This window comes from Marinobacter sp. DS40M6, assembly GCF_028581595.1.
GTDB lineage: Bacteria > Pseudomonadota > Gammaproteobacteria > Pseudomonadales > Oleiphilaceae > Marinobacter > Marinobacter salarius.
The window spans coordinates 534460-558340 of sequence record NZ_JAFCAE010000002.1 but is presented as its reverse complement, the minus strand read 5'-3'; the positions used below and the strand labels follow the sequence as shown (position 1 = coordinate 558340).

Sequence of the window (23881 nt, the reverse complement as noted above, 5' to 3'; positions counted from 1 at the left end):
CCCGGTTGTCTACTGGGCCTGTTTGCGCATGAAATGGCGGCTGTAGCGACTGGCCAGGTTGTTGACGTCCAGCACCACCAACAGGTCTGCGCAACGGAAGTCCGGGTCCCAGCAGGGCTCGCCGCAGACGCGGGCGCCGAGGCGCATGTAGGCCTTGATCAGCGCGGGAACGTCCACCGGGCGATCCTCGCTGACAGTGTGGGTCAGGTGCGGCATTGCCCGTAACGGGGTTACCCGGTACTCCTCGCCGGCCAGGAATTCCCGCTGCAGGTATCGGGCTATGCGCCAGGCTTTCAGGCCGCCATCTGACATACCGATACTGGCGCAGCCAATCAGGTAATCCACGTTTCGCGATACCAGGTATTCCGCAACGGATGCCCACAACAGGCTGATGGTCGCACCATTACGATAGTCCGGGTGCACGCAGGTTCTCCCAAGCTCGGCGACAGTCCCGGGGAGTTGGTAAAGGGAAGAGAGTTCGAACTCACCCTCGGAATAGAAGCCTCCGGCTTCCATGGCCTGGCTGTGGTGAAGCACTCGTGTTGTAGCGACCAGTTCACCGGTGTTCTCATCGGTGACAATCAGATGATCGCAGAATCGGTCAAACTCGTCCGCATCAATGCCAGGGACGGTAGCCCCCAGGTCAGAACCATACTCTTCCGAGAAAACCTGATAGCGCAATTTCTGAGCGGATTCAACGAGATCCGGCTGTTGGGTAATGACGGTTTTGAGCTGTCGGGCCGAGCGTGACAGGCGGGCGGTCTGGGCGTTCATGGCAATGTCTCTTTGTTTCCACTTTTCGACAAGGCTATGAATCCCGTGTGACATCGGAATGAACGGGGGATGACGACTTTGTGACAAGTCCCGTTATCGGTGTGGAGGTGTGACCTTTGTCACGGGCTGTAACGAACAGGCGGTTCCATGTATATTTCTGAATAGCATGTATAATTGCTGTTACAGGAGGTAGCCTGTATTGTCAGTTGGGTAGCTGATCTTCTGACAGGCAGCTCTGTTCCGGCCATGTGGGGTGACGTTGGCCGGACGTTTCAGAAACCGGAAAAACAAAATCAGAGATGGATGGCGTGGAACAGACGAACGAAAGTTGGCGGATTCTTATAGTCGAAGATGATGAGAGGCTGGCAGAGCTGACCAGGGAGTACCTGGAGAGTAACGGGTTGACTGTCACCCTCGAAACTCACGGTGGGAACGCGGTGGAGCGCATTCGCAAGGAACAGCCGGACCTGGTCGTGCTTGACCTGATGTTACCGGGTGAGGATGGACTGTCTATCTGCAGGCGTGCGCGGCCTTTTTATCCAGGCCCGATTATCATGCTTACTGCCCGCACGGACGATCTGGACCAAGTGCTCGGCCTGGAAATGGGTGCCGACGATTACATCGGCAAACCGGTTCAGCCAAGGGTGCTGCTGGCGAGAATCCGCGCCTTGCTGAGGCGGGTTACCGAGAATGGTTCGGTGGCTGCGGAAGAGGGTAGCGGTGAAGAACCGGTCAGGCTGCAGTTCAACAACCTGGTGGTGGACAGGTCAATGCGTGAAGCATGGTTGAGCGACGACAGTATCGACCTCACCAGCGCGGAATTCGACCTGCTCTGGCTATTGGCAAGCAATGCTGGCCGAGTGCTCAGTCGGGAGGAAATCTTCACCGCCCTGAGAGGGATCGAATACGATGGCCAGGACCGTTCGATCGATGTCCGGGTTTCGAGGATACGTCCCAAGATTGGCGACGATCCCATCCACCCGAGGCGCATTAAAACCGTACGCAGCAAAGGCTACCTGTTCGTAAAGGAAGCCTGACTGTTCAGTCTCTGGCGCTGGCCCGGCGGGGCCGGCGTTCATTGCCAGGGTTATCGCAATGCCCCTCAAGTTTTTTCTCAAGCTTTACGCCCGGCTGATTGGTCTTACCTTTCTGATTCTCCTGTTTTGTGCCGCATTGTTCCTGGGTGTGAATTCCGTCAGGGAGCAGTACTGGCAGGAGCGTTTTTCAGAGCCCCTGTTGCGTTGGCTTGTCGCGACTCCTCATCCTCAGCAACAGTATCCCTGGCTCAAGTCTTTCTACGATTTCCGGGTGACGCCGCCGGGTAACCTGTCGGTGTCCGATGTCATCATGGAGCGCCTTTCCTATGGCCAGGTAGTGGCGATGGACACCAGTATCGGCCAGCAGGTGATGGTCCGGAACGATAGCGGTGGGATCATCGACCTGCGATTTCGGGATATCTACAGCGATGTTGCCGAGGCAACCGCTCTCATCGCTCGCCTGCATCTTGATGACATGTCTTCGGATGGCAGGGAAGGTGCCATGTCGCAGCTATCCGATACGCTCGGGGTAGAGCTGATGGCGGTTCGGGATCAGGCCGCACTCCCGGATTCCGAGGTTCTCGAACGCGTCTCCGAGCGGGGTATCTCGCTATACCATCATCCCTCCCGGGATCGTGCCCAGGTGTTGATCCGTCTGGAAGATGGCACTCTCGTGGACATGGCTATGCCTGCGCCCTTCAGTCCCTGGGCATGGCCGGTAATGCTGCTATTGCTTGTAGTGGCGGGAAGCGTTCTCGCACTGGCTCTCTATCTGGCGTTAAGGGATGTAGACAGCAATCTCCGGGCCGTGGAGTCGGTGGCAATTCGCATAGCCCGCGGCGAGATGGGGGCGCGGGTGGATGCAGGCGACAGTCGCCTTGTGTCCCGGTTGGCCGCAGCCTTCAACGGTATGGCGGAGCATATTCAGCGGCTGGTAGGGGTTCAGCGGGAAATGATCCACGCGGTTTCCCATGAGCTGAGAACACCGGTTGCCCGTATTCGATTCGGTGTCCAGATGATCGAAAGCGCCAATTCTCCGGAGGCGCTCCAGAAGCAGCTTGATGGCATTGACGGCGACATCCAGGAGCTTGATGAGCTGATCGATGAAATCCTGACCTACGCCCGGTTGGAGCAGGGTGGTCCCGTATTTGCGCTTCAGGAGCGGTCGGTCAGTGATATCGTTCGCCAGGTGGTGAGCGAGCAGCAGATGGTCCGCCCGGATCACACCATCGAGGCAGACATTGACGATGAATCCGAGCGTTGGTCACTGTCTGATGTGGAGCCTCGGTATCTGCACCGGGCGGTTCAGAATCTGGTAGGAAACGCTGCACGCTACGCGGCCGGCCGCGTGAAAGTCCACTGCCAGTTTGATGAGGATAATTGCCGCATTGATGTGGAGGATGACGGCCCTGGTATTCCCGAAGAGGATTGGGAAAAAGTGTTTACTGCATTTGCTCGCCTCGATGACAGCCGTACCCGAACCTCGGGCGGTTATGGCCTTGGCCTCTCCATTGTCAGGAGAATCCTCTACTGGCATGGCGGGCAGGCGTTTGTCAGTCGCAGCGACGAGTTGGGCGGAGCCCGCTTCAGTCTGGTCTGGCCTCGCAAGAAGCCGGTGGAGCACACCCTCTAAGCCGTTTTGTGATGCGCCTCTCAGCCCCTAACCTGATGTAACAAAGGCGCAACACAACCTCAACTGAAGGCTGGGCAATCCGAGCCGATACTAAATGTGTAAGGGATGACTTTTGAGGTTGTAGTTCTTACGAACTTTCCTTGTTTCATTCGTCATTTGAGGGCCGGTTTTCCGGCCCTTTTTTTATGCCCGACTTTACCGTAGCGTTCTTAGCAATCCTTTGAGAAGATTGCAGCATTGACCAGAATAATGCTGAAGCCCCTGAAAGGACGCCCCATGACCCAGCACCTGCTCGCCATCGATCAGGGGACCACCAGTTCCCGCGCGATCATTTTCAATGCCTCCGGCCAAGCCATCGCCACGGCGCAACAGGAATTTCACCAGTACTTTCCGAAAGATGGCCAGGTGGAACATGAGGCCGGCGAAATCTGGCAAAGTACATTGGCGGTGTGCAGGGAGGTTCTCGAGTCGTCAGGGCTGGATGCCTCAACCCTGGCAGGTATCGGCATCACCAATCAGCGGGAAACCACGGTGATCTGGGATCGGAAAACCGGAGAGCCAATTCACCGCGCGATTGTCTGGCAGGATCGACGCACAGCGTCTGTTTGCACCAAACTCAAGTCCGATGGCCATGAAGGTAGGGTGGTGGAACGCACCGGGCTCCTGATCGACCCGTATTTCTCCGCCACCAAGATTGCCTGGATACTCGACCATGTGGACGGTGCCCGTCAGAGGGCGGAAGCTGGCGAGCTTGCCTTCGGTACTGTGGACTGCTGGCTGCTCTGGAATCTGACTGGTGGGCGCTCCCACAAGACCGATGCCACTAACGCCTCGCGCACCGCGTTGTTCAATATTCATAGTCAGCAATGGGACGACGAGTTGTTGACCCTCTTCCGGGTTCCCCGGGCGCTGTTGCCGGAGGTGCTCGATTCTGCCGCGGATTTTGGCACCACCGACAGGCAGTGGCTGGGGGCATCGGTGCAGGTCGCCGGTATCGCGGGCGACCAGCACGCAGCATTGATTGGGCAGGCCTGTTTCGAGCCCGGCATGGCGAAAAGCACCTATGGCACCGGTTGTTTCCTGATGCTGAATACCGGCGAAAAGGCGCTACGCTCCGAAAACCGGTTGCTGACAACCATGGCTTATCGTTTGAATGGCAAACCGTGCTACGCCATGGAAGGCAGCATCTTTGTTGCCGGCGCCGCCATGCAATGGCTCAGGGACGGGTTGAAGCTTATCAGTCACGCCAGCGAATCCTCTGATTACGCCTCGAAAGTGGGGGCGGAAAACCCTGTTTATCTGGTTCCGGCCTTTACCGGTCTGGGTGCGCCACATTGGGATCCTCACGCCCGCGGGGCGATTCTTGGCCTTACCCGGGACACCGGAATCGGCGAGATCGTCACCGCCGGCCTGCAATCCGTCTGCTATCAGACCAAGGACCTGATCCGCGCCATCCAGAACGATGGTGCGTCCCTGCAGGCACTGCGGGTGGATGGTGGCATGGTGGTCAACGACTGGGTGATGCAATTTCTGGCGGATATCCTCAACGTGCCAGTGGACCGCCCCCGCGTGACAGAGACCACGGCTCTGGGGGCGGCCTATCTGGCCGGGCTGCAGACCGGTGTATACCAGGGGCTGGACGAGATAGCACAACTCTGGGAGCGGGAACATCGCTTCGAGGCGGCTATGAAGCCGGCACTGCGGGAGACCCTGTACGCCGGCTGGCTGGATTCCGTGGAGCGGGTTTGTAATAACTGAGGCTCGGGCTCTCAGGTTCTCTCGAAGGCGATCAGATGGTCTGCCTCCACCCGGACTGGCACGTGTTCGCCCAGGTGAAAGTCCAGATGGCTCCGGAACAGGGCCTCGAACTCGGTGTCTTCCGAGCAGCGAAAGCGATAGAGCGTCGACGTCCCGGCAAAGGTCTTTTCCACCACTTTTGGCTTAAGTTCGGAGTTGGCATCGTAGACGATGTCGTCTGGCCGGATCAGCACGTCGACCAGCGTGCCGGGTTGCCAGGTGTATGCGCGGTTGCCGCGGATGACTCCCAGCTCGGACTCAATCGTGTCCGGCCCCAACGCTTTTCCTGGAACGAAACCTCCCTGGCCCACGAAACCTGCAACAAAACGGTTGGCGGGTTCGTGGTATAAGTTGTAGGGCACGTCCCATTGCTGTATTCCGCCGTCTTTCAGAACCGCCACCTGATCACACATGGCGAAGGCTTCCTGTTGATCGTGAGTGACCAGGATGGCACTGATGCCCAGTGTCTTGAGGATTTCCCGCACATCCAGGCTGAGTCGGCGGCGCAGATCTGCGTCGAGGTTAGAGAACGGCTCGTCCAGCAGTATCAACGTGGGTTCCGGTGCCAGGGCACGGGCAAGCGCCACCCTTTGTTGCTGCCCACCCGACAGTTCATGGGGGTAGTTGTCGGCAAGATCCTGCAGATGAACCACCTTGAGCAACTCGGTGACTTTCTGATGTTTTTCCTCGCGATCCTCTCTGCGCAAGCCGAAGCCGACGTTTTCGGCAATTGTCAGGTGCGGGAACAGGGCGTAGTCCTGAAACACCATGCCGATTCGGCGCTTCTCAGGGGCGAGAGTGCGACCGGGCAGGCTGATGGAACTGGACTGCAGGCAAATCTCACCGGTATTGATGGGAAGAAATCCTGCCAATGCCCTGAGGATGGTGCTTTTTCCGCAACCGCTGGGGCCCAGCAGGCAGCCGATGTCGCCGTGACTGAGGGCAAAGTTGACGTTCCTGACCACTGAGCCATCGCCATACCCGCAGGACAGGTTGTTTACTTCCAGCAGCCAGTCAGCAGGCTGAGCCAGGCTATCGGTCATTCGGTCAGTCCAGTCGATTGAGGATCAGGAATTCCAGCAGCGCTTTCTGGGCGTGCAAGCGGTTTTCGGCTTCGTCCCAGACCACCGAGCGCGGGTGTTCCATCATGTCCGCGGATATCTCCTCGCCACGGTGCGCCGGCAGGCAGTGCATGAACAGCGCGTCCTTGTCCGCCAATTTCATCAGCGAGGGATTGATCTGGTAGTTCTGGAAGACTCTCTGACGGGCTTTCTGCTCATCTTCCTGCCCCATGGAGGCCCAGACATCCGTGACCAGGAGATCGGCACCTCTGGCGGCTTCAGCCGGATCATGAACCACAGACACCCGATCCTGATGGGTTTTCAGCAATTCACTGTCAGGTTCGTAACCCTCCGGACAGGCAACGCGCAGGTTGAAGCCGAACTGCGTCGCTGCATTGATATAGGACTGGCACATGTTGTTGCCATCGCCAATCCAGGCAACCGTACCGCCACGAATGCTGCCGCGATGTTCCCGGTACGTCTGCATGTCGGCCAGCAGCTGGCAAGGATGGAAATCATCTGTCAGAGCGTTGATGACGGGCACTCTGGAGGCCGCCGCGAATGCGTCGACGGTATCGTGGGAAAACGTCCGGATCATGACAGCGTCCACCATGCTTGAAATCACGATGGCGGAGTCTTCAATGGGTTCTCCTCGTCCGAGCTGGGTATCACGGGGAGAGAGGAACAGCGCAGCGCCACCGAGCTGGGTCATGCCCGCCTCGAAGGATACCCGCGTACGGGTTGACGACTTCTCGAAGATCATTGCCAGGACACGATTCTTCAGGGTTTCGCGCACGACGCCCTGACGCCAATCGTTGCGGAGTTTAGTGCCGTGGTCGACCAGACTTTCAAGCTCGTCGGAGCTTAAGTCATTGAGTGTGAGAAAATGTCTTGCTGCCATGGAGTGGCCCTTAATTAATCGATAACCCTATCCAAGAAATCCGGATCTATTCGTGGTTACAACCGGCCCGCGGTGGTCATTGTCCTGAAACGGCAATACGCCAGCACGCGGTGAGAGCCGCACTGGCGGGAAATACGGAAACGGAGGTTGCCTGAAAGGCAGGGGCTCAAGTCTAGCCCGTCAGGGGACTGAAGACAACGCCAGGGCATATGCAGGTGTCAGGCGGTGTTTGGTGAGCGTCACGGGACGTGTACAATAGTGGCAGGCATGTCGCAACCGGGCGACCCCGTTTCCAATGAGAGGTGAGAGTTCATGGACATCAACGAAACCATCAAGAGCCAGCTTGAGGAAAACGCCATTATCCTCTATATGAAAGGCACTCCACAGGCTCCGCAGTGCGGTTTCTCAGCGAAGACCGTCCAGGCGCTGATGGCATGCGGCGAGCGGTTCGCCTTTGTAAATATTCTTGATAACCAGGAATTGCGTGAAGGCCTCAAGGTCTATTCAAGCTGGCCCACCTACCCGCAGCTCTATATCAATGGTGAGCTGGTAGGCGGCTGCGACATTATTCTCGAAATGTCGGAAAGTGGTGAGCTGGCCGAGCAGGTCAAAGCCGCTGCGAAACAGGCAGAAGCCTGAGTTAACCGCGTTTAAATGCGTTCCGGGGCGAAAATGAGTTCGACCCGGAATTGCTTCCTTCCTGAGTATTCTTCCGGTGGTTTTGGATAAGGGCTGGCTAGCAGGGCAGCCTGATAAATCGCTCGGTCTATGTCGTTGAACCCCGTCGATTTGGTGACTTTGGCACCAGTAAGTGCTCCGCTTGGGAGTAGTTTCAGCTCAAGCTGACTGCTCACCGGCTCGGTGACACTGCGGCTGGAAGGAACCGGTCGTTTGCCGAGTTCCTTACCAATGTGTACGGCCAGGCTTGCCGTATAGGGATCCACATCTCGTGGCGACGATGTTATCTGAGTGACCTTTTTCGGCGTGTCCTCCACCGGTTGCTCCGGGTTGCCTGCGGCAGTAGCGGCCGAGTCCTGCGAGGGCGTTGTCCGTGCTGGAGATTGGGGCTCCACCACGGGTGTTTGTGGTGATGGCGCCGAACGCGCAGTTGGTTCTTTGTGCCGGGGATGACTGGTGTCGACTTGCGGCGATTCCACAGCAACGGGGTCACGCTGGTCGCTGGTGGACGTTGGTTCAGTTGTGATCGTGTTGCGGTCCGGAGCTGTCGTGCGAGTCGGCGATGTCGCGCTGGCGGCGGATTCCGGCAAGGGAATACTGCCAGGACTGACCAGTTCCACTTTCACCGTCTGGCGATGGCTTTCCGCGCTTGGAGCCGTATAGGGAAGGGTGGCCATTATCAGGGTATGAAGCAGTAAGGCAACCGATATCGCCAGGGTGATCCGGTATTTGTCCGGGAGGCCGGTAACACTGCCATACTCCAGCATTGTTGCTCAGACGCTCCCAGTGCTTTTAACCTGCCTTGCTCCGCAAGCTGCCCACGACTGCGTCCAGCGCCCGGTCAATCAGCGCTCCCTGCTCAAGGACGGTCAGACGGCCGCGCCGCATCTCATGCGCCAGGTCGGTGCGGGTTTTCTCGATCACCTTGAGCCCCATGCGATTTACGAAAACAAAGCAGTCTGCTTCCTCAATGATGGCGGACAGTTTGCAGCGGAAGCTGGCCCCGTTGACCAGGTTGAACTCCACCCAATTGCCGATTTCAATAGCATCGATCTGTGCCACATATTCGGCGATGGCGGCGTCCTCAAGCTCCTGTTGGCGCTCAATGGCAGTCTGATGAGCCGTGGGGATGTCTTCTTCGGGTTCCGGTTCGGGAGAGTCCTCCATGGCCTCGGCCAGCGCGTTGGCCCGAAAAGCTTCCGTTAACTCGTGCTTGAGGTCCGCCATCATCTCATCCAGCTTGGATGAGTTGTAGGAAACCTCTTCAAGCCCGGCCCGGAGTGACTTCAGCAAGCCGGGAACCACGCGAACCCACTGATCCCGCTCTTCATCTTCCTGATGCGGATGCAGGCACCAAATGAGGTCATCCACCACGCGGACAGTCTGTAGCCAGCGGTGTTCCACGTCGTCCCTCAGGTAAGCCAGGAACATCACTCGGCTCCAGCCGTTGATCAGGATGTTCCGCACTGGCTCCTGAAGCTTGTATCGCGCCAGTTTTTTCTGCAGCAACTGATCGACGGTTTCCTGAGCTTTCTGCGATTTGATACGTCCGCGCTCGGATTCCCGGGTGCGCTGCTCCACCAGGGAGGACTTGCGGTTTTCCCTTGCCAGGAACTGTTCGAACTCCTCGCCCAGGGTTTCAAAGAGTGTTACGTCACCATCGAATTCGTTCAGTATGCGAACGACAATGGCGTGGATCTGCTCGTACAGCTTGTCGCGGGTTTTCTCGTCACTCTCGCTCCAGCCAATGCCGGCCCGTGCCAGGGAGTTCAGCAGGCGGCGGGCTGGGTGAGTTGCTTTACTGAAGAATGACTTGTCCTTGATCACCACCTTGAGGATGGGGATCTGTAATCGGCTGATCAGGACCTGCACGGGGGCCGAGAGGTTGTAATCGTCGAGAATGAATTCAAACAACATGGACACGAGGTTGATCAGGTCCTCGTCCATTTCCGCCAACGCCGGCTTTTTGCCATCGCTGGTCGTTCCGGCCTGTGCCAGCAACTGTTGGACAACCTGATGGAGGTCAACCATCACCGGCTCGCCGGCACTCAGGTTGCCGCTAATCTGTTCGCCAGGGGGGTGTTGGGGAAGTGAGCCGAGCAGACTTGCCAGTTCCGCTCCCCCAACGACATGAATATTGGGGTCGGATGCCCGCGGCGGAATGCCTGCGTTGGCGCGCTGGAGCGCCAGCATCTGCCGGATCTGGTCGAACATGGCGCCTTCATGGTGCCCTTGCTGACTTTCCGCAGCAGCGGGTTCCGTCATCGCGCTGGCGTTCCCACCTGTTTCGTCAGCGTGAGTGCCGGATGCTGTCTTGCTCTGCTGTTTACCAGCCTTGCCGTGGTAGCGGAAATTCGGAATCACGCCGGCCTGGATGAGGATTCGGTTGGCTTCGTCCAGCAACATGCCAAGGTTGGAAACAACGTAACGATCAAATTGCTTGAGCAGAATCAGGCGTTCGCGTATCTGGATTTCCAGCGCCTGGATGGCTTCCACAAAGGCGCTGCAGAGATGTTCTGGCGCCATGGGGTTAACCGGCGCTTCGTCACTGGCGCCCGGATAAACCACGCTGAAGCGTGTCTGCAGTTGTAACAGGGGACCCTGAAAGTGGACCTTGGACTTGGTGATCATGGCATTGAGGGCAACCTGTTCTTCCAGGTCGTCGTCGCCTACCAGCGACAGGCTGTCTGAGCTGGTCTGGCTGGCTAGACTTTCGTCGGCTGCCACGCTGCCGCTTTGAGGCGGATTGGCGAACAGTTGTGCTACCGCATTCTGGAAGTGACGCTCTACACCCTTCCGCTTGATACGGATTTCGCGCATGGCCTCGAAATAGCGGTTCTGCTCGTTGTTGCTTCTGGCGTTGTTTGCCAGCTCGAACAGCGAGTCATCAACTGCATCAAATGCACCCTGCAACAAATCCCCCAGTCCAGCAACGACAGTGTCGCGGATGCGAACCACCTGCGCAGGTACGGGATTTGAGCTCCCTGCCTCCCGGTGCTCGCGGAGATAATGTATGCCGGACTGCTTATTCATGGCCGACTCCTGTGTACGCCTCAACCGGATACATGACCGAGCTTACAGCTGTATTTTTTCTTTATACGTTAAATCTACCGCATTTTAACACACGGTAACATGACCAAACGCTAACAAAACCCACTAATGTTCCAAAGCACCCTAAGGAACGGCGGATCATATGCCTTACGGCATGTTGTTATTATTTTTTGCGTGACTCCAGTCTTGGGTGGAACCGCATTTCGGTCAAGAAAAATATTAAAATTTGATCTTTCTAAATAGTCAGGTGTTATAGCCAGATGATCTAGCCCATAGCGCGCTTTTTCTTCTTTTTGGGGTGAACGATCGCAGCCTTGACCACATTGTCCTTGATTTGGAGCACCTCAACGCGGTGCCCGCCCACCTTCAGGCACACGTTGGTGTCCGGGATGTTTTCCAGGGTTTCGGTGATGAGGCCGTTGAGTGTTTTGGGGCCATCAATAGGTAGCTTCCAGCCAAGGGTTTTGTTGATGGTTCGCACAGCGGACGTACCATCGATGATGTATGTGCCGTCGTCCTGGGGAATGATGTCGGGGCTGGTGGCGGCGTAATCGGTGGTGAATTCGCCAACGATCTCCTCAAGAATGTCTTCCAGTGTCGCCAGGCCGAGTACTTCTCCGTACTCGTCAACAACGATGCCGAAGCGTCGTTTCTCCTTCTGAAAGTTGATCAGTTGGGTGTTGAGGGGTGTGCTTTCCGGAATGAAATAGGGCTCACGGCACAGCTGCATCAGCATGGCCTTGTTGATTTCATCGTGAAGCAGGAGTTTTGAGGCGTTGCGCAGGTGAAGCACGCCCTGAATGTTGTTGATGTCCCCCTTGAACACCGGCAAGCGAGTGTGCTGACTGCTTCTTAGTTGGCGCAGGATGGTGTCCAGGTCATCATCCAGATCGATGCCGACCACCTCGTTGCGTGGCACCATGATGTCGTTCACGGTCACTTTCTCAAGGTCGAGGATGCTAACCAGCATGTCCTTGTGTTTGGCTGGGATCAGTGCGCCCGCCTCATTTACAAGGGTTCTCAGTTCTTCGCGGCTGAGGTGCTCGTTGGCGGCATCGTCGGCGGACACGCCGATGATCTTCAGGATGGCGCCTGTAAACAGATTAACCGCCCAAACCACGGGATAGAGTAATTTGAGCAGCGGTCCCAGTACGTGGCTGGCTGGAAAGGCAATCTTTTCGGGAAACAGTGCAGCAAGGGTTTTGGGGGTGACTTCCGCAAAAATCAGGATAACGATGGTCAGCAGAACGGTGGCAATGGCAATCCCGGCGTCGCCCCAAATGCGGATGGCGATCACCGTGGCGATGGCTGAGGCAAAGATGTTGACGAAGTTGTTGCCGATCAGGATGACGCCGATCAGCTGATCGGTGCGATTGAGGAGAGACTGGGCTCTGCGGGCGCCTCTATGGCCGGTCTTGGCCATGTGCTTCAGCCGGTACCGGTTCAGTGACATCATCCCGGTTTCAGAGCTGGAGAAGAAGGCGGAAAGCAGGATGAGTCCTGCCAGGATGATGAACAGCGCAGTAAGCGATGTTTCGTTCAAGACTGAGTGTCCTTATGTTACCGACAAGTTGGGAAAATAGGTGGTTGAAAGTCGGGGTGTCAAGTTGGTGTCTGTCCGGGGAAATTCATGGTAGCGTCAGCCGCCCCGGTGAAAGATCAGTTCCAGCACGAACTTGCTTCCATAGAAGGCGAGCATTAACAGGGCGCACCCTGCCAGTGTCCAGCGGCTGGCGGTAATGCCGCGCCAGCCCTTCGTGTAGCGTCCGATTAGCAATGCGATGAAGACGATGAGTGACAACAGCGAGAACAGCGTTTTGTGGGCCAGATCCTGAGCGAACAGGTCGTCAATGAACAGGGCGCCGGTCACGATGGCCAGAATCAGCATGACCACGCCTGCCCACACCAGCTCGAACAGCAATGACTCCATGGTCTGCAGCGGCGGCAGGTTGCGTATCAGGACGCTGTTATAGTTCTGTTTGAGCTGGCGATTCTGCAGGTAAAGCAGCACCGCCTGTATGGCGGCCAGCGTAAACAGGCTGTAGGCTGTCACCGACAGTGCGATATGGGAGAGCATGCCGTAGTGGTCTTCCGGCACCAATCGGGAAGGGGAGTGAGTAATCAGACCCATAATGATGGTCAGCGCTGCCAGCGGGTAAACGCCAAGGAAAAGGCTTTGTACCGGTTTGCGAAGGTTGAGGGCTAGCAGCAAAAAAGCGATCAGCCAGGAAATAAGGACAGAGCTCTGGAAGAAGCCGAAATCGAAACCGCCTTCACGATGAACGGTCTGGGCAATCAACAGTCCATGTGCTGTCAGGGCCAGCAGGCCGATAAGGGTGGTGATGGCAATGCTGGTGTGTACCCGTCCCCGGAAGCTGAGAGCCTGCAGGGCGGTACCTACGCTGTAAAGCAATAACGAAGTGACCGCGAGGATCAACGTTCCCATGACGTCCTTTTTATAACCACTTTCTGACTCGAGATCGGCGGGGTTCCACGCCGATTTGACCGGGCTGGTCGTTTCAGGGCGATAGTCTGGTTATAATGTCGCGATTATGCAACAGGAATCAAGGAACCTGATCGGGTTCCGGTGTTTCATGCAACCAATTTATCCGGGTACGGAAGAGCAACATGTTTGAAAACCTCCAGGACCGACTTTCCGGCAGTCTGCGCAAGATATCTGGGCAGGCGCGGCTGACCGACGACAATATAAAGGAAACGCTGCGTGAAGTGCGCATGGCGCTGTTGGAGGCGGACGTTGCCCTGCCTGTGGTCAAGGCATTCATTGAGGGCGTGCGTCAGCGGGCAATCGGGCAGGAAGTTCAGCGTAGCCTGAGTCCGGGCCAGGTATTCGTGAAGGTTGTCCAGCAGGAGCTGGAACGCGTGATGGGGGATGGCAACGAATCCCTCAACCTGGCAGTACAGCCACCGGCAGTGATTATGATGGCCGGCTTGCAGGGTGCCGGTAAGACCACCACGGTGGCCAAGCTTGCCCGCTTCCTTAAGGAAAGGCAGAAAAAGTCCGTTCTGGTGGTGAGCGCCGACGTGTATCGCCCGGCGGCCATTCGTCAGCTGGAAACGCTGGCCGGTGAAGTGGGTGTGGAGTTCTTTCCCAGTTCTGAGGACCAGGACCCTGTTGATATCGCCAATGGCGCCATGGATGCAGCCCGCAAGAAACATGTTGATGTTGTGATTCTGGATACCGCCGGCCGCCTGCACGTCGATGAGCAGATGATGGGCGAGATTGGTCGTCTTCATAAAGCCGTCAACCCGGTTGAAACCCTGTTTGTGGTCGACGCCATGACGGGCCAGGATGCTGCCAACACGGCCAAGGCCTTTAATGATGCGCTGCCACTGACGGGCGTTGTCCTGACCAAGACCGATGGCGATGCCCGTGGCGGTGCCGCGCTGTCGGTGCGTCACATTACTGGTAAACCGATCAAGTTCCTGGGTGTGGGCGAGAAGTCCGATGCCCTGGAGCCATTCCACCCTGACAGGGTGGCGTCCCGGATTCTGGGTATGGGGGATGTGCTCTCCCTTATAGAGGAAGCCGAGCGCAAGATTGATCAGAAGAAAGCCCAGAAACTGACAAAGAAGATCAAGAAGGGTAAGAGCTTTGATCTTGAAGACTTCCGTGACCAGCTTCAGCAGATGAAAAGCATGGGCGGCATCGGCGGTCTGATGGATAAGCTGCCCGGCATGGGCCAGATGGCACAGATGGCCCAGCAACAGGTCAATGACAAGTCCATGGGGCAGATGGAGGCCATTATCTGCTCAATGACGGCAAAGGAGCGCCGCTACCCGGATGTGATCAATAACTCTCGCAAGCGCCGCATTGCGACGGGGTCCGGTACGCAAATCCAGGATGTGAATCGTCTGCTAAAGCAGCACAAGCAAATGCAGAAAATGATGAAGAAATTCGGCAAGAAGGGCGGAATGGCTAACATGATGCGCGGTCTTGGCGGTATGATGCCGCCGGGTGGCGCAGGCGGTGGTATGCCTCCGCGTGGGCGTATGTAGAAACCGGGATGTTTTCCCTGTTTTCTTTGGCGTTCATTTAGCATAGAATAGCGCCCCTTTCGAGTATGGGTCTTCGCGCCAGCCAGTGATTTCTGAAGCTTGGCGGGTGTGAATCGTACAAAGTTCGTACAACAGAACAGGATATTGGTCGAAATGGTAATAATCCGTTTGGCTCGTGGCGGCTCCAAGAAGCGCCCGTTCTACCATCTGACAGTGACAGATAGCCGCAAATCCCGCGACGGTCGTTTTATCGAGCGTGTTGGTTTCTTCAACCCGGTTGCCCGTGGCCAGGAAGAGCGTCTGCGTATTGATCGTGATCGCATCGATCATTGGCTGGGTCAAGGCGCCCAGACCAGCGAGCGCGTTGCACAGCTGCTGAAAGGCGCTGCTGCAGAGTAATTGAAAGAACGTTTCACCACCGGGGTTAGGGTATGGCTCAACATTCGCAGGAAACTGTGATTGGTCAGATTACCTCGGTGTTTGGGGTTAAGGGGTGGCTCAAGGTCTACTCCTATACTGACCCCAAGGACGGAATACTGAACTACCGGGACTGGACCTTGGTTCACAACGGCAAGCGTATCCCGGCCAAGCTTGAGGAAGGTCGCCGGCAAGGCCAGGGGATCGTCGTCAGGCTAAAAGGTATCGATGATCGTGAAGTGGCCCGCAGTTACTGTGGTGCCGACGTTGTTGTGTCTACCGAGGAATTGCCGCAGCTCCCCGAAGGGGAATACTACTGGCATCAACTGGAAGGCCTTGACGTTTTCACGACAGAGGATGAGTACCTGGGTAAGGTGCATCATCTGATAGAAACAGGCTCCAACGACGTCCTGGTGGTGCGGGCAACCGACGCCTCCATTGACCAGCGTGAGCGGCTGATTCCCTATCTTCCGGACCAAGTGGTCCGGAGTGTGGATCTGGCCGGCTCGCGTTTGGTGGCCGACTGGGATCCGGAGTTCTGACGGGTGTGGATTGGCGCAGTCAGTCTGTTCCCGGAGATGTACGCTGCGGTGACGGATTACGGGATTACCGGAAGGGCCGTTCGTGATGGTCTGTTGACGTTCACGGCCTGGAATCCTCGGGAATTCACTCATGATCGTCACCGAACGGTAGATGACCGGCCTTACGGTGGAGGCCCGGGTATGCTGATGAAAATTCAGCCACTGCGGGATGCCATCCATGCGGCAAGGGAGTCTGCACCCGGACGCGCCTGCGTGGTTTATCTGTCTCCCCAGGGGGAGGCGATGAATCAGGGCGTGGTTGAATCGCTGGCAGCGGAAGAGAGTCTTATTCTCGTCGCTGGGCGATATGAGGGTGTTGATGAGCGCCTGATATCGGCGGAAGTCGATCGGGAGGTGTCACTGGGAGATTTCGTGCTTTCCGGTGGCGAGTTGGCGGCCATGGCTGTCATTGATGCGGTTACACGCCTCATCCCCGGAGCGCTGGGTCATGCGCAGTCGGCAGAGCAGGATTCCTTTGCTGACGGTTTGCTGGATTGTCCGCACTACACCCGGCCGGAGGTTTACGAAGGTCAGGCTGTGCCGGATGTTTTGTTAGGCGGTCACCATGATCAGATCCGGCGTTGGCGGCTGAAACAGTCGTTGAGGCGAACCCGGGAGCGACGCCCCGACCTGCTGGATAAGCGGGTGTTTACGGACGAAGAGCGTGAGCTGCTGGAAGAGATTTTGAACGAACCGGGTGCCTCTGAATCATCAGGGCATTAAAAGATTGGGTATCAGGAGCACATACGATGAGCGGCAAGAACAACATCATCAGTCAAATTGAATCAGAGCAGATGACCAAGGAAATCCCTGCCTTTGCGCCGGGTGATACCGTGGTAATCCAGGTTCGCGTTACCGAGGGCAACCGTGAGCGTCTGCAGGCGTTCGAAGGCGTTGTGATCGGCAAGCGCAACCGTGGCATGAACTCTTCCTTCACTGTACGGAAAGTGTCCTACGGTGTGGGTGTTGAGCGTACCTTCCAGACCTTCTCCAAGCTGATCGACAGCATCAGTGTGAAGCGTCGTGGTGACGTTCGCCAGGCTAAGCTTTACTACCTGCGCGACCTGTCTGGCAAGGCAGCTCGTATCAAGGAAAAGCTGGGCTGATCAGCAGAAGTTGCTGGTACAGTTCGTCAGGAAAAGGCAGCCCAAGGCTGCCTTTTTCGTATCCGGTTGCCGGAACTTTTCGTTCCCGTTTCGTTTCGAGTAGGCCGCCATGCCCCGGAAACCCACCTCCAGAGTTGAGCTTAGATCGCAGGATGAAGCGGTCATTGTGCGCTTCACCGATGCCATCTGGCTTGAAGATGGCTTGGGGGAAAAAACCCGTCAGGCGTACCGGAGTGATCTTGAGCGGTTGGCGGCCTGGCTGCAGGAGCAGCCGGGAACGCCCCTGCTGACCGAGGTGCGCCGGACCGACTTGCTGGGCTGGATATCCCGTGGGTTGTCTGATGGTTTCAAAACCTCCACGGCTGCCCGTCGCCTCTCCGGTCTTCGTCGTTTTTTCCGCTACCTTTTGCGAGAAGGCGTGATCGCTGAAGACCCTACGCTGCGAATAGATAGCCCCCGCCTTCCTCGACGGTTGCCGGATTCTTTGTCGGAAGACGACGTGGAAAACCTGTTGTCGGAACCCGATCCTGAAGTGCCCATTGAGCTTCGCGACAAGGCGATGATGGAAATCCTGTACGGCTGCGGTTTGCGGGTTTCGGAGCTTGTGGCTTTAACGGTGGATGAGGTGAACCTGCGCCAGGGGGTGGTCAGGATTGTTGGCAAGGGAAACAAGGAGCGCCTGGTTCCGCTTGGTGAAGAGGCAGTTGATTGGCTGGTACGTTACATGAGGGAGGGGCGAGGTGAGCTTCTCAAGGGGCGGGCCAGCAACGCACTGTTTCCGGGTAACCGTCCCGCTGCGATGACGCGGCAGACCTTCTGGCATCGGATCAAACATTACGCACTCCGTGCTGGAATTCTCAAGCATCTGTCACCCCATACCCTTCGCCATGCCTTTGCGACGCATCTGTTGAATCATGGTGCCGACTTACGGGTGGTTCAGATGTTACTTGGGCATTCGGACTTGTCGACAACCCAGATATACACCCATGTGGCACGTCAGCGATTACAATCGCTGCATCAGGCTCACCATCCGCGCGGTTAGTTAGAGTGTCGTAACATCCCGGGTTAGTCGGCGGGCATGGCGCTTGGTACACTGAACTTTTTGCGGGCAGCGGTGTCGCACAAACTCGGCGGAATTCGCCGTCTGACAGGCTATATACCTTCGTGATTCTGGAAAACTGGAAACCAATATGCTGATCAAGAACTTGTTTAAACCCATGCTGCCACTGGTGCTCGCGGCTCTGGCGGCTGGCGCTTACACTGCTCATGCGGGCGAGGTCGAGGATACGATTGCCGACAAACTCACCGCAGCGATTCCGGGGCTGAAGATATCCGATGTCCGCAAATCGGAGGCTGAGGGTTTGTACGAGGTGTACAGTAATAACGGCGATACCATTTTCACAACGGCCGATGGTCAGTACCTCCTGACCGGCGACCTGCTGAAAGTGACCGCGAACGGTATTGCCAATATCTCTGAACAGGGCAGGGCGTCCCAGCGCGCTCAAACCATGGACGAGTTCGGTGATGAGGGGCTGATCAGTTTTCCGGCCAAGGGCACCGAAAAGGCTTCTATTGCTGTGTTCACCGATATCGATTGCCCATACTGCCGCAAGCTGCATGACGAGGTTCCGCGACTGAACGAATTGGGTATTACTGTCAATTACTATGGCTTTCCCCGTTCCGGCCCCAATACGCCCTCTTTTCGCAAGTATATTTCCGTCTGGTGTTCCGATGATCCGCAGGCTGCCATGAATGCCGCCAAGCAGGGTCGATCCGTGGATGATCAGAGCTGCGAGAACCCGGTCAGGGAGCAATTCGAGCTGGGTAGTCGCGTCGGTGTGACGGGTACCCCGGCGATCGTACTGGAAGACGGTAATATGGTGCGTGGTTACGTGCCGTCTGAAAAACTGGCTGAAGGCCTGGGGCTGCTCTGATAGGCTACGGAATGCCTTGTTTGCCTGTTCATCAGGCGGGGCTTATTCGGGCGCCCGTTAACCGTTATACTATCGCTCCCCACAGCAACCCATCGGGAACAGAGGTGAAAGCTTGAAAGACGTCAATGTCGGAATCTGCGGACTGGGAACAGTCGGTGGTGGTACGTTCAACGTACTGACCCGTAATGCCAGCCTGATCACAGGCCGGACAGGTTTCAATCTCCGTATTGCCCGGGTGGCGACACGCACCCCGCGCAATGATATTGATCTGGGGGATATCCCGTTCAGTACCGACATTTTTGACGTGGTGAACGACCCGTCTGTGGATGTTGTGGTCGAATTGATTGGTGGTTACGAAACCGCTCGGGAGCTGGTGCTGGCTGCCATCCGAAATGGCAAGCACGTAGTCACCGCCAACAAGGCGTTGATTGCGGTCCATGGCAACGAGATTTTCGAGGCAGCGGCGAAGCAGAATGTGATCGTTTCCTACGAGGCTGGCGTTGCTGGCGGTATCCCCGTCATCAAGGCTGTTCGCGAAGGCATGGCCGCCAACCGCGTTGACTGGATCGCCGGCATCATCAACGGCACCGGTAACTATATTCTCACCGAGATGCGCGCCGGTCGCGAGTTCGCTGAAGTGCTGAAAGAAGCTCAGGACCTGGGGTATGCCGAGGCGGACCCGACCTTCGATGTGGAAGGCATTGACGCTGCACACAAATTGACGATCCTGGCCTCTGCAGGCTTTGGTGTGCCGCTGCAATTTGAAAAAGCCTACACCGAGGGGATTTCGGAAATCACCCCTTACGACATCGCTCACGCGGAAATTCTTGGTTATCGCATCAAGCACCTGGGGATCGCACGTCGCCGCGATGAGGGCATCGAGTTGCGGGTGCATCCCACGCTGGTTCCGCGCAGCCATCTCATTGCACAGGTGGATGGTGTGTTGAACGCAGTTCTGGTGGACGGTGATGCCGTTGGCCAGACCATGTATTACGGCCCCGGCGCCGGCGATGAGGCCACGGCATCAGCGGTTATCGCCGATATCATCGACGCGGCCCGTTCCGTGGCTGCCAAGAGCAACCAGCGGGTTCCCTACCTTGGCTTCGAGCCTGCGGCAATGGAAGATCTGCCGGTGCTGCCGATGGAGGATGTTCAGTCCGCCTATTACCTGCGCATACAGGCGCTGGACCGTCCCGGCGTGCTGGCGAAAGTCGCTTCCATTCTCAGTGAGCACGGCATCAACATCGAGTCCATTATGCAGAAGGAATCGGAGCTGAAAGATGGCCGCATCCCGGTAATTATCCTGACCCACACGGTCCAGGAGCGACAGATCAACCGCGCTATTGAAGAGCTGGAAGCCCTGAGCGATATCGACGAAAAAGTCGTCCGTATCCGCGCCGAAAACTTTAACTGACAGGAACGCAAGGTGAGATACATCAGTACACGGGGCGAAGCTCCCGCCCTGGGCTTTGAAGACGTCCTGCTGACAGGCCTGGCCACCGACGGTGGCCTGTATGTCCCGGAATCATTGCCTCATTTCAGCCTGGAAGAAATTCGCAGCTGGCGTGGGCTTTCCTACAGCGAGCTCGCTTTCAAGGTAATGCACCCGTTTGTCGACGATGCGATTCCTGCGGAGGATTTCCGCAGGATGCTGGACGAGACCTACGGTGATGTATTTGCCCATAAAGCGGTGGCCCCACTGGTTCAGTTGGACACCAATGAGTGGGTCATGGAGCTTTTCCGTGGCCCAACCCTGGCGTTCAAGGATTTTGCCCTGCAACTGCTGGGGCGCCTGTTGGACTACGTGTTGGAGAAACGCAAGCAGCACGTGGTGATCATGGGGGCAACGTCCGGTGATACCGGCTCCGCCGCCATTGAGGGGTGCCGCCGGTGCGAACACGTCGACATTTTCATCCTGCATCCCCATGAACGGGTGTCCGAGGTGCAGCGTCGCCAGATGACCACCGTGAAGGGTGACAATATCCATAACATCGCGGTGCGCGGCAACTTTGATGACTGCCAGCGCATGGTGAAGGCGAGCTTTGGTGACCAGTCGTTCCTCGGTGGTCAAACCCAGCTTGCGGCGGTGAATTCCATTAACTGGGCCCGTATCATGGCTCAGATCGTCTACTACTTTCATGCTTCCCTGGCGCTCGGCGGTCCGGATCGGAGTATGGCTTTCTCGGTGCCCACGGGTAACTTCGGCGATATCTTCGCGGGTTATCTGGCCAAGAAAATGGGTTTGCCGATCTCCCAGTTGGTGATCGCCACCAACCGTAACGACATCCTGCATCGCTTTATGAGTGGCAATCGCTACGAGCAGCTCCAGCTTGAGCATACCTTGTCACCAAGCATGGATATCATGGTGTCCAGCAATTTCGAGCGCCTGTTGTTCGACCTGCACGGCCGCGACGGGGCTGCGGTAAAGGACCTGTTGGAGAATGCCACCAAGGGCCCAGTCAGCATTGAAGATTACCGCTGGAAGCACGCTCGCAAACTGTTTGACAGTGACGCGGTGGGTGATGAGGGCACCACAGACACCATCCGTGAGGTGTTTGACCAGAACGAGTACTTGCTCGACCCCCATACCGCCATCGGCGTGCGTGCGGCCCGAAACTGTCGTCGCGACCCGGCGGTACCGATGATTACCCTGGGTACTGCGCATCCGGCCAAGTTCCCGGATGCCGTGTTGCGCTCAGGTGTTAAAGCCGAGCCGTCCCTGCCGGTGCATATGTCGGATCTGTTCGAACGGGAGGAGCGATACACCGTTTTGGATAATGACCTGTCCGCCGTGCAGGACTTTATCGCCAAACACTGGAAAAATACCTGAGTGGTATGACGCCCAAAAAAATCCTTCGTCGCCCCAGCCCGGACACCACTCCGGACTGGGGCCAGAATCTGCCCCCACTGCTTCGCCGTCTATACGCCGCCCGTGGCGTGACTTCCGATGACCAACTCACCTACACACTGAAACACCTGGCATCGCCCATGGATCTAAGAGGTGTCGACCGTGCCGTTGCGCTCCTGGCGGACGCCATCACCAGTCAGCAGCGAGTGCTGGTGCTTGGGGACTTCGACGCCGACGGCGCCACCAGCACGGCAGTTGCCATGCTGGGATTGGGGATGCTGGGGCTGAACGATATTGACTTCCGCGTGCCCAGCCGGTTTTCCGACGGTTATGGATTGACGCCGGGCATTATCCACCGGTTGAGAGATGAGGGTGCGCTGCCGGACCTGCTGGTGACCGTGGACAACGGTATTTCCGCCGTGGAAGGTGTTCGCGCAGCCCGGGAACTGGGCATCCGGGTGGTTGTAACCGATCATCACCTGGCCGGTGAAACCCTGCCCGAGGCGGACGCCATCGTGAACCCCAACCAGCCCGGCTGCCCCTTCTTGAGCAAGAACGCGGCGGGCGTGGGTGTGATGTTCTATGTGCTGACGGCTCTTCGAAAGCATCTGCGTGAGCAGGGCCTGTTGCCAGAGCCGCAACCTAATCTCGGCAATCTGTTGGATCTTGTGGCGCTTGGCACTGTAGCGGACGTTGTTCCCCTGGACCATAACAACCGCATCTTTGTGGAACAGGGCCTGCGCCGCATCCGCCAGGGGGAGGCCCGCCCCGGTATTCTGGCGCTGCTGGAAGTGGCAGGCCGCGACCACAGCGAAATCAGCTCCACGGATCTCGGGTTTGTGGTTGGCCCAAGGCTGAATGCTGCCGGTCGCCTGGACGATATGAGCGTGGGCATTGCCTGCCTGCTGGCGGACAGCCGTGACGAAGCCCAGCGCCTGGCCCGTGAACTGGATACCTTCAATCGTGAACGTCGCACCATCGAAAAAGATATGAAAACCCAGGCTCAGGACCTGCTGGCGTCCATGTCGCTGGACATCGAGGGCCTGCCATGGGGCCTGGCCCTGTTTGACACCGACTGGCACCAGGGTGTGATCGGCATACTGGCGGCCCGTATCCGCGAGCAGACTCACCGCCCGACGATTGCGTTTGCGCCGGACGACAACGGCGAGGACATCAAGGGTTCGGCCCGTTCCATCCCGGGCCTGCATATCCGCGACGTGCTCGCCGTGGTTGATGCCAGGCACCCGGGGATGATGAAAAAATTCGGCGGCCATGCCATGGCGGCAGGCATGACCCTGTCCCGCGGTGACCTGGACGCGTTCAGTGACGCGTTCGACCGGGCGGTCCGCGATACCCTGCGGGCGGAAGACCTTGAGGCGGCCATTACCACCGATGGCCCCCTGAGCCCGGACGAGCTTCACCTGGAAACCGCCACCCTGTTAAAGCGTGCCGGTCCCTGGGGGCAGCATTTCCCGGAGCCCCTGTTTGACGGCAACTTCCGTGTGGTCAGCCAGCGCATCGTTGGCGAGAACCACCTGAAGCTGGTACTCCAGCCGGAAGAGGGCGGCGCCATCATCGATGGCATCGCCTTCAACACCGGGCCGGAAGTGCCCGACTACACCAGGACTGGTGCGCGGGTGGTTTACAAACCTGATGCCAATACCTTTCGTGGGCGTACTAACCTGCAGCTTTTGGTGGATTATCTGGAGCCTCTGGCCTGAAGGTTGGGAGTCTGGCATTTGGGGACTTGGCCTTGGCGGGCTGGGCCCGGGGTGGGGGTATCTTTTCTTTAGAAAAAGAACTCGCTTCGCTCAGACACCTTTTTCTGGCAGAAAAGATACCCCCACCCCGAGCCCGATCACACCTTGTATGAATGCCACACCCAACTTTGGGCGCCAGGCAGGGCCGTTGTTCCGGGAGTGTCGAAAACATGGATGTTTTCGTCAAGCGTACATGGACGTATTCACAGCGTCTCCCGGAACAACGGCCCTGCCTGACGCTTTCACCGAAGTAGCGGTTACCACCGGCTGATTTAAAAACAGATTT

Annotated in this window: 21 protein-coding genes; 14 read left to right on the top strand and 7 right to left on the bottom strand. The window is 57.4% G+C overall.

Annotation, left to right across the window (positions count from 1 at the left end; genetic code table 11):
• Positions 1–9: 9 nt before the first annotated feature.
• Positions 10–774 (bottom strand): GNAT family N-acetyltransferase, encoded by a 765-nt coding sequence (locus tag JJO78_RS06615; RefSeq protein WP_075195990.1) that lies wholly within the window; start codon positions 772–774, stop codon positions 10–12.
• A gap of 299 nt (positions 775–1073) precedes the next feature.
• On the opposite strand from JJO78_RS06615, the gene JJO78_RS06610 reads away from it, so the two are divergent.
• The 3 genes from JJO78_RS06610 (at position 1074) to glpK (ending at position 5202) form a co-directional block, all read left to right on the top strand.
• Positions 1074–1811: a response regulator gene (locus JJO78_RS06610; RefSeq protein WP_036204113.1), complete on the top strand. Its 738-nt coding sequence runs from the start codon at positions 1074–1076 to the stop codon at positions 1809–1811.
• Positions 1812–1869: 58 nt separating this feature from the next.
• Positions 1870–3444: an ATP-binding protein gene (locus JJO78_RS06605; RefSeq protein WP_036204115.1), complete on the top strand. Its 1575-nt coding sequence runs from the start codon at positions 1870–1872 to the stop codon at positions 3442–3444.
• Between the two features lie 276 nt (positions 3445–3720).
• The gene (glpK, locus tag JJO78_RS06600; RefSeq protein ID WP_036204117.1) at positions 3721–5202 is read left to right on the top strand and encodes a glycerol kinase GlpK; all 1482 of its coding nucleotides are present in this window, start codon (positions 3721–3723) and stop codon (positions 5200–5202) included.
• Between the two features lie 11 nt (positions 5203–5213).
• On the opposite strand, the gene JJO78_RS06595 is transcribed toward glpK, so the two are convergent.
• Complete coding sequence (locus JJO78_RS06595) at positions 5214–6284, bottom strand: ABC transporter ATP-binding protein (protein WP_036204120.1); 1071 nt, start codon at positions 6282–6284, stop codon at positions 5214–5216.
• Positions 6285–6288: 4 nt separating this feature from the next.
• Positions 6289–7203 (bottom strand): ornithine carbamoyltransferase, encoded by a 915-nt coding sequence (gene argF / locus JJO78_RS06590; protein WP_126810491.1) that lies wholly within the window; start codon positions 7201–7203, stop codon positions 6289–6291.
• A 312-nt stretch (positions 7204–7515) separates the two neighbouring features.
• On the opposite strand from argF, the gene grxD reads away from it, so the two are divergent.
• Positions 7516–7842: a Grx4 family monothiol glutaredoxin gene (gene grxD / locus JJO78_RS06585; RefSeq protein WP_036204127.1), complete on the top strand. Its 327-nt coding sequence runs from the start codon at positions 7516–7518 to the stop codon at positions 7840–7842.
• 11 nt (positions 7843–7853) lie between these two features.
• Here the strand turns inward: grxD and JJO78_RS06580 are convergent, their stop codons facing one another.
• From JJO78_RS06580 to JJO78_RS06565, 4 genes are all read right to left on the bottom strand, one after another.
• Entirely contained in the window at positions 7854–8648 is a 795-nt protein-coding gene (locus JJO78_RS06580; RefSeq protein ID WP_127400803.1) for an energy transducer TonB family protein, read from the bottom strand.
• Between the two features lie 25 nt (positions 8649–8673).
• Positions 8674–10914, bottom strand: a complete 2241-nt coding sequence (locus JJO78_RS06575) for a DUF1631 domain-containing protein (protein ID WP_036204133.1) — start codon at positions 10912–10914, stop codon at positions 8674–8676.
• Between the two features lie 283 nt (positions 10915–11197).
• On the bottom strand, positions 11198–12475 hold the full coding sequence (locus JJO78_RS06570) for an HlyC/CorC family transporter (protein ID WP_041333515.1): 1278 nt from the start codon (positions 12473–12475) through the stop codon (positions 11198–11200).
• 96 nt (positions 12476–12571) lie between these two features.
• Positions 12572–13378 carry a cytochrome C assembly family protein gene (locus JJO78_RS06565; protein WP_036204139.1) on the bottom strand — a complete coding sequence of 269 codons (807 nt, stop codon included), beginning with the start codon at positions 13376–13378 and terminating at the stop codon, positions 12572–12574.
• 182 nt (positions 13379–13560) lie between these two features.
• Here JJO78_RS06565 and ffh point away from each other — a divergent pair, with 182 nt between their 5' ends.
• From ffh to recJ, 10 genes are all read left to right on the top strand, one after another.
• Positions 13561–14949 carry a signal recognition particle protein gene (gene ffh, locus JJO78_RS06560; RefSeq protein ID WP_036204143.1) on the top strand — a complete coding sequence of 463 codons (1389 nt, stop codon included), beginning with the start codon at positions 13561–13563 and terminating at the stop codon, positions 14947–14949.
• 153 nt (positions 14950–15102) lie between these two features.
• A complete protein-coding gene (gene rpsP / locus JJO78_RS06555; RefSeq protein WP_007154391.1) occupies positions 15103–15348 on the top strand; it encodes a 30S ribosomal protein S16 in 246 nt (81 codons plus the stop codon).
• A 32-nt stretch (positions 15349–15380) separates the two neighbouring features.
• On the top strand, positions 15381–15908 hold the full coding sequence (gene rimM, locus JJO78_RS06550; RefSeq protein ID WP_127400804.1) for a ribosome maturation factor RimM: 528 nt from the start codon (positions 15381–15383) through the stop codon (positions 15906–15908).
• Between the two features lie 3 nt (positions 15909–15911).
• Entirely contained in the window at positions 15912–16670 is a 759-nt protein-coding gene (gene trmD, locus JJO78_RS06545) for a tRNA (guanosine(37)-N1)-methyltransferase TrmD (protein ID WP_036204148.1), read from the top strand.
• A gap of 26 nt (positions 16671–16696) precedes the next feature.
• Entirely contained in the window at positions 16697–17053 is a 357-nt protein-coding gene (gene rplS / locus JJO78_RS06540; protein ID WP_007154388.1) for a 50S ribosomal protein L19, read from the top strand.
• A gap of 109 nt (positions 17054–17162) precedes the next feature.
• On the top strand, positions 17163–18095 hold the full coding sequence (gene xerD, locus JJO78_RS06535; protein WP_127400805.1) for a site-specific tyrosine recombinase XerD: 933 nt from the start codon (positions 17163–17165) through the stop codon (positions 18093–18095).
• A gap of 148 nt (positions 18096–18243) precedes the next feature.
• Complete coding sequence (locus tag JJO78_RS06530) at positions 18244–18987, top strand: DsbC family protein (RefSeq protein WP_127400806.1); 744 nt, start codon at positions 18244–18246, stop codon at positions 18985–18987.
• Positions 18988–19099: 112 nt separating this feature from the next.
• Entirely contained in the window at positions 19100–20401 is a 1302-nt protein-coding gene (locus JJO78_RS06525) for a homoserine dehydrogenase (RefSeq protein WP_036204154.1), read from the top strand.
• A 12-nt stretch (positions 20402–20413) separates the two neighbouring features.
• A complete protein-coding gene (gene thrC / locus JJO78_RS06520; RefSeq protein WP_041333520.1) occupies positions 20414–21817 on the top strand; it encodes a threonine synthase in 1404 nt (467 codons plus the stop codon).
• 5 nt (positions 21818–21822) lie between these two features.
• A complete protein-coding gene (gene recJ, locus JJO78_RS06515) occupies positions 21823–23556 on the top strand; it encodes a single-stranded-DNA-specific exonuclease RecJ (RefSeq protein WP_075195985.1) in 1734 nt (577 codons plus the stop codon).
• Positions 23557–23881 lie beyond the last annotated feature (325 nt).

Excerpts from the sequence above, each read along its gene's own strand:
- JJO78_RS06615 (WP_075195990.1), bottom strand. The coding sequence starts at position 774 with ATGAACGCCCAGACCGCCCGCCTGTCACGCTCGGCCCGACAGCTCAAA.
- JJO78_RS06610 (WP_036204113.1), top strand. The coding sequence starts at position 1,074 with ATGGATGGCGTGGAACAGACGAACGAAAGTTGGCGGATTCTTATAGTC.
- JJO78_RS06605 (WP_036204115.1), top strand. The coding sequence starts at position 1,870 with ATGCCCCTCAAGTTTTTTCTCAAGCTTTACGCCCGGCTGATTGGTCTT.
- glpK (WP_036204117.1), top strand. The coding sequence starts at position 3,721 with ATGACCCAGCACCTGCTCGCCATCGATCAGGGGACCACCAGTTCCCGC.
- JJO78_RS06595 (WP_036204120.1), bottom strand. The coding sequence starts at position 6,284 with ATGACCGATAGCCTGGCTCAGCCTGCTGACTGGCTGCTGGAAGTAAAC.
- argF (WP_126810491.1), bottom strand. The coding sequence starts at position 7,203 with ATGGCAGCAAGACATTTTCTCACACTCAATGACTTAAGCTCCGACGAG.
- grxD (WP_036204127.1), top strand. The coding sequence starts at position 7,516 with ATGGACATCAACGAAACCATCAAGAGCCAGCTTGAGGAAAACGCCATT.
- JJO78_RS06580 (WP_127400803.1), bottom strand. The coding sequence starts at position 8,648 with ATGCTGGAGTATGGCAGTGTTACCGGCCTCCCGGACAAATACCGGATC.
- JJO78_RS06575 (WP_036204133.1), bottom strand. The coding sequence starts at position 10,914 with ATGAATAAGCAGTCCGGCATACATTATCTCCGCGAGCACCGGGAGGCA.
- JJO78_RS06565 (WP_036204139.1), bottom strand. The coding sequence starts at position 13,378 with ATGGGAACGTTGATCCTCGCGGTCACTTCGTTATTGCTTTACAGCGTA.
- ffh (WP_036204143.1), top strand. The coding sequence starts at position 13,561 with ATGTTTGAAAACCTCCAGGACCGACTTTCCGGCAGTCTGCGCAAGATA.
- rpsP (WP_007154391.1), top strand. The coding sequence starts at position 15,103 with ATGGTAATAATCCGTTTGGCTCGTGGCGGCTCCAAGAAGCGCCCGTTC.
- rimM (WP_127400804.1), top strand. The coding sequence starts at position 15,381 with ATGGCTCAACATTCGCAGGAAACTGTGATTGGTCAGATTACCTCGGTG.
- rplS (WP_007154388.1), top strand. The coding sequence starts at position 16,697 with ATGAGCGGCAAGAACAACATCATCAGTCAAATTGAATCAGAGCAGATG.
- xerD (WP_127400805.1), top strand. The coding sequence starts at position 17,163 with ATGCCCCGGAAACCCACCTCCAGAGTTGAGCTTAGATCGCAGGATGAA.
- JJO78_RS06530 (WP_127400806.1), top strand. The coding sequence starts at position 18,244 with ATGCTGATCAAGAACTTGTTTAAACCCATGCTGCCACTGGTGCTCGCG.
- recJ (WP_075195985.1), top strand. The coding sequence starts at position 21,823 with ATGACGCCCAAAAAAATCCTTCGTCGCCCCAGCCCGGACACCACTCCG.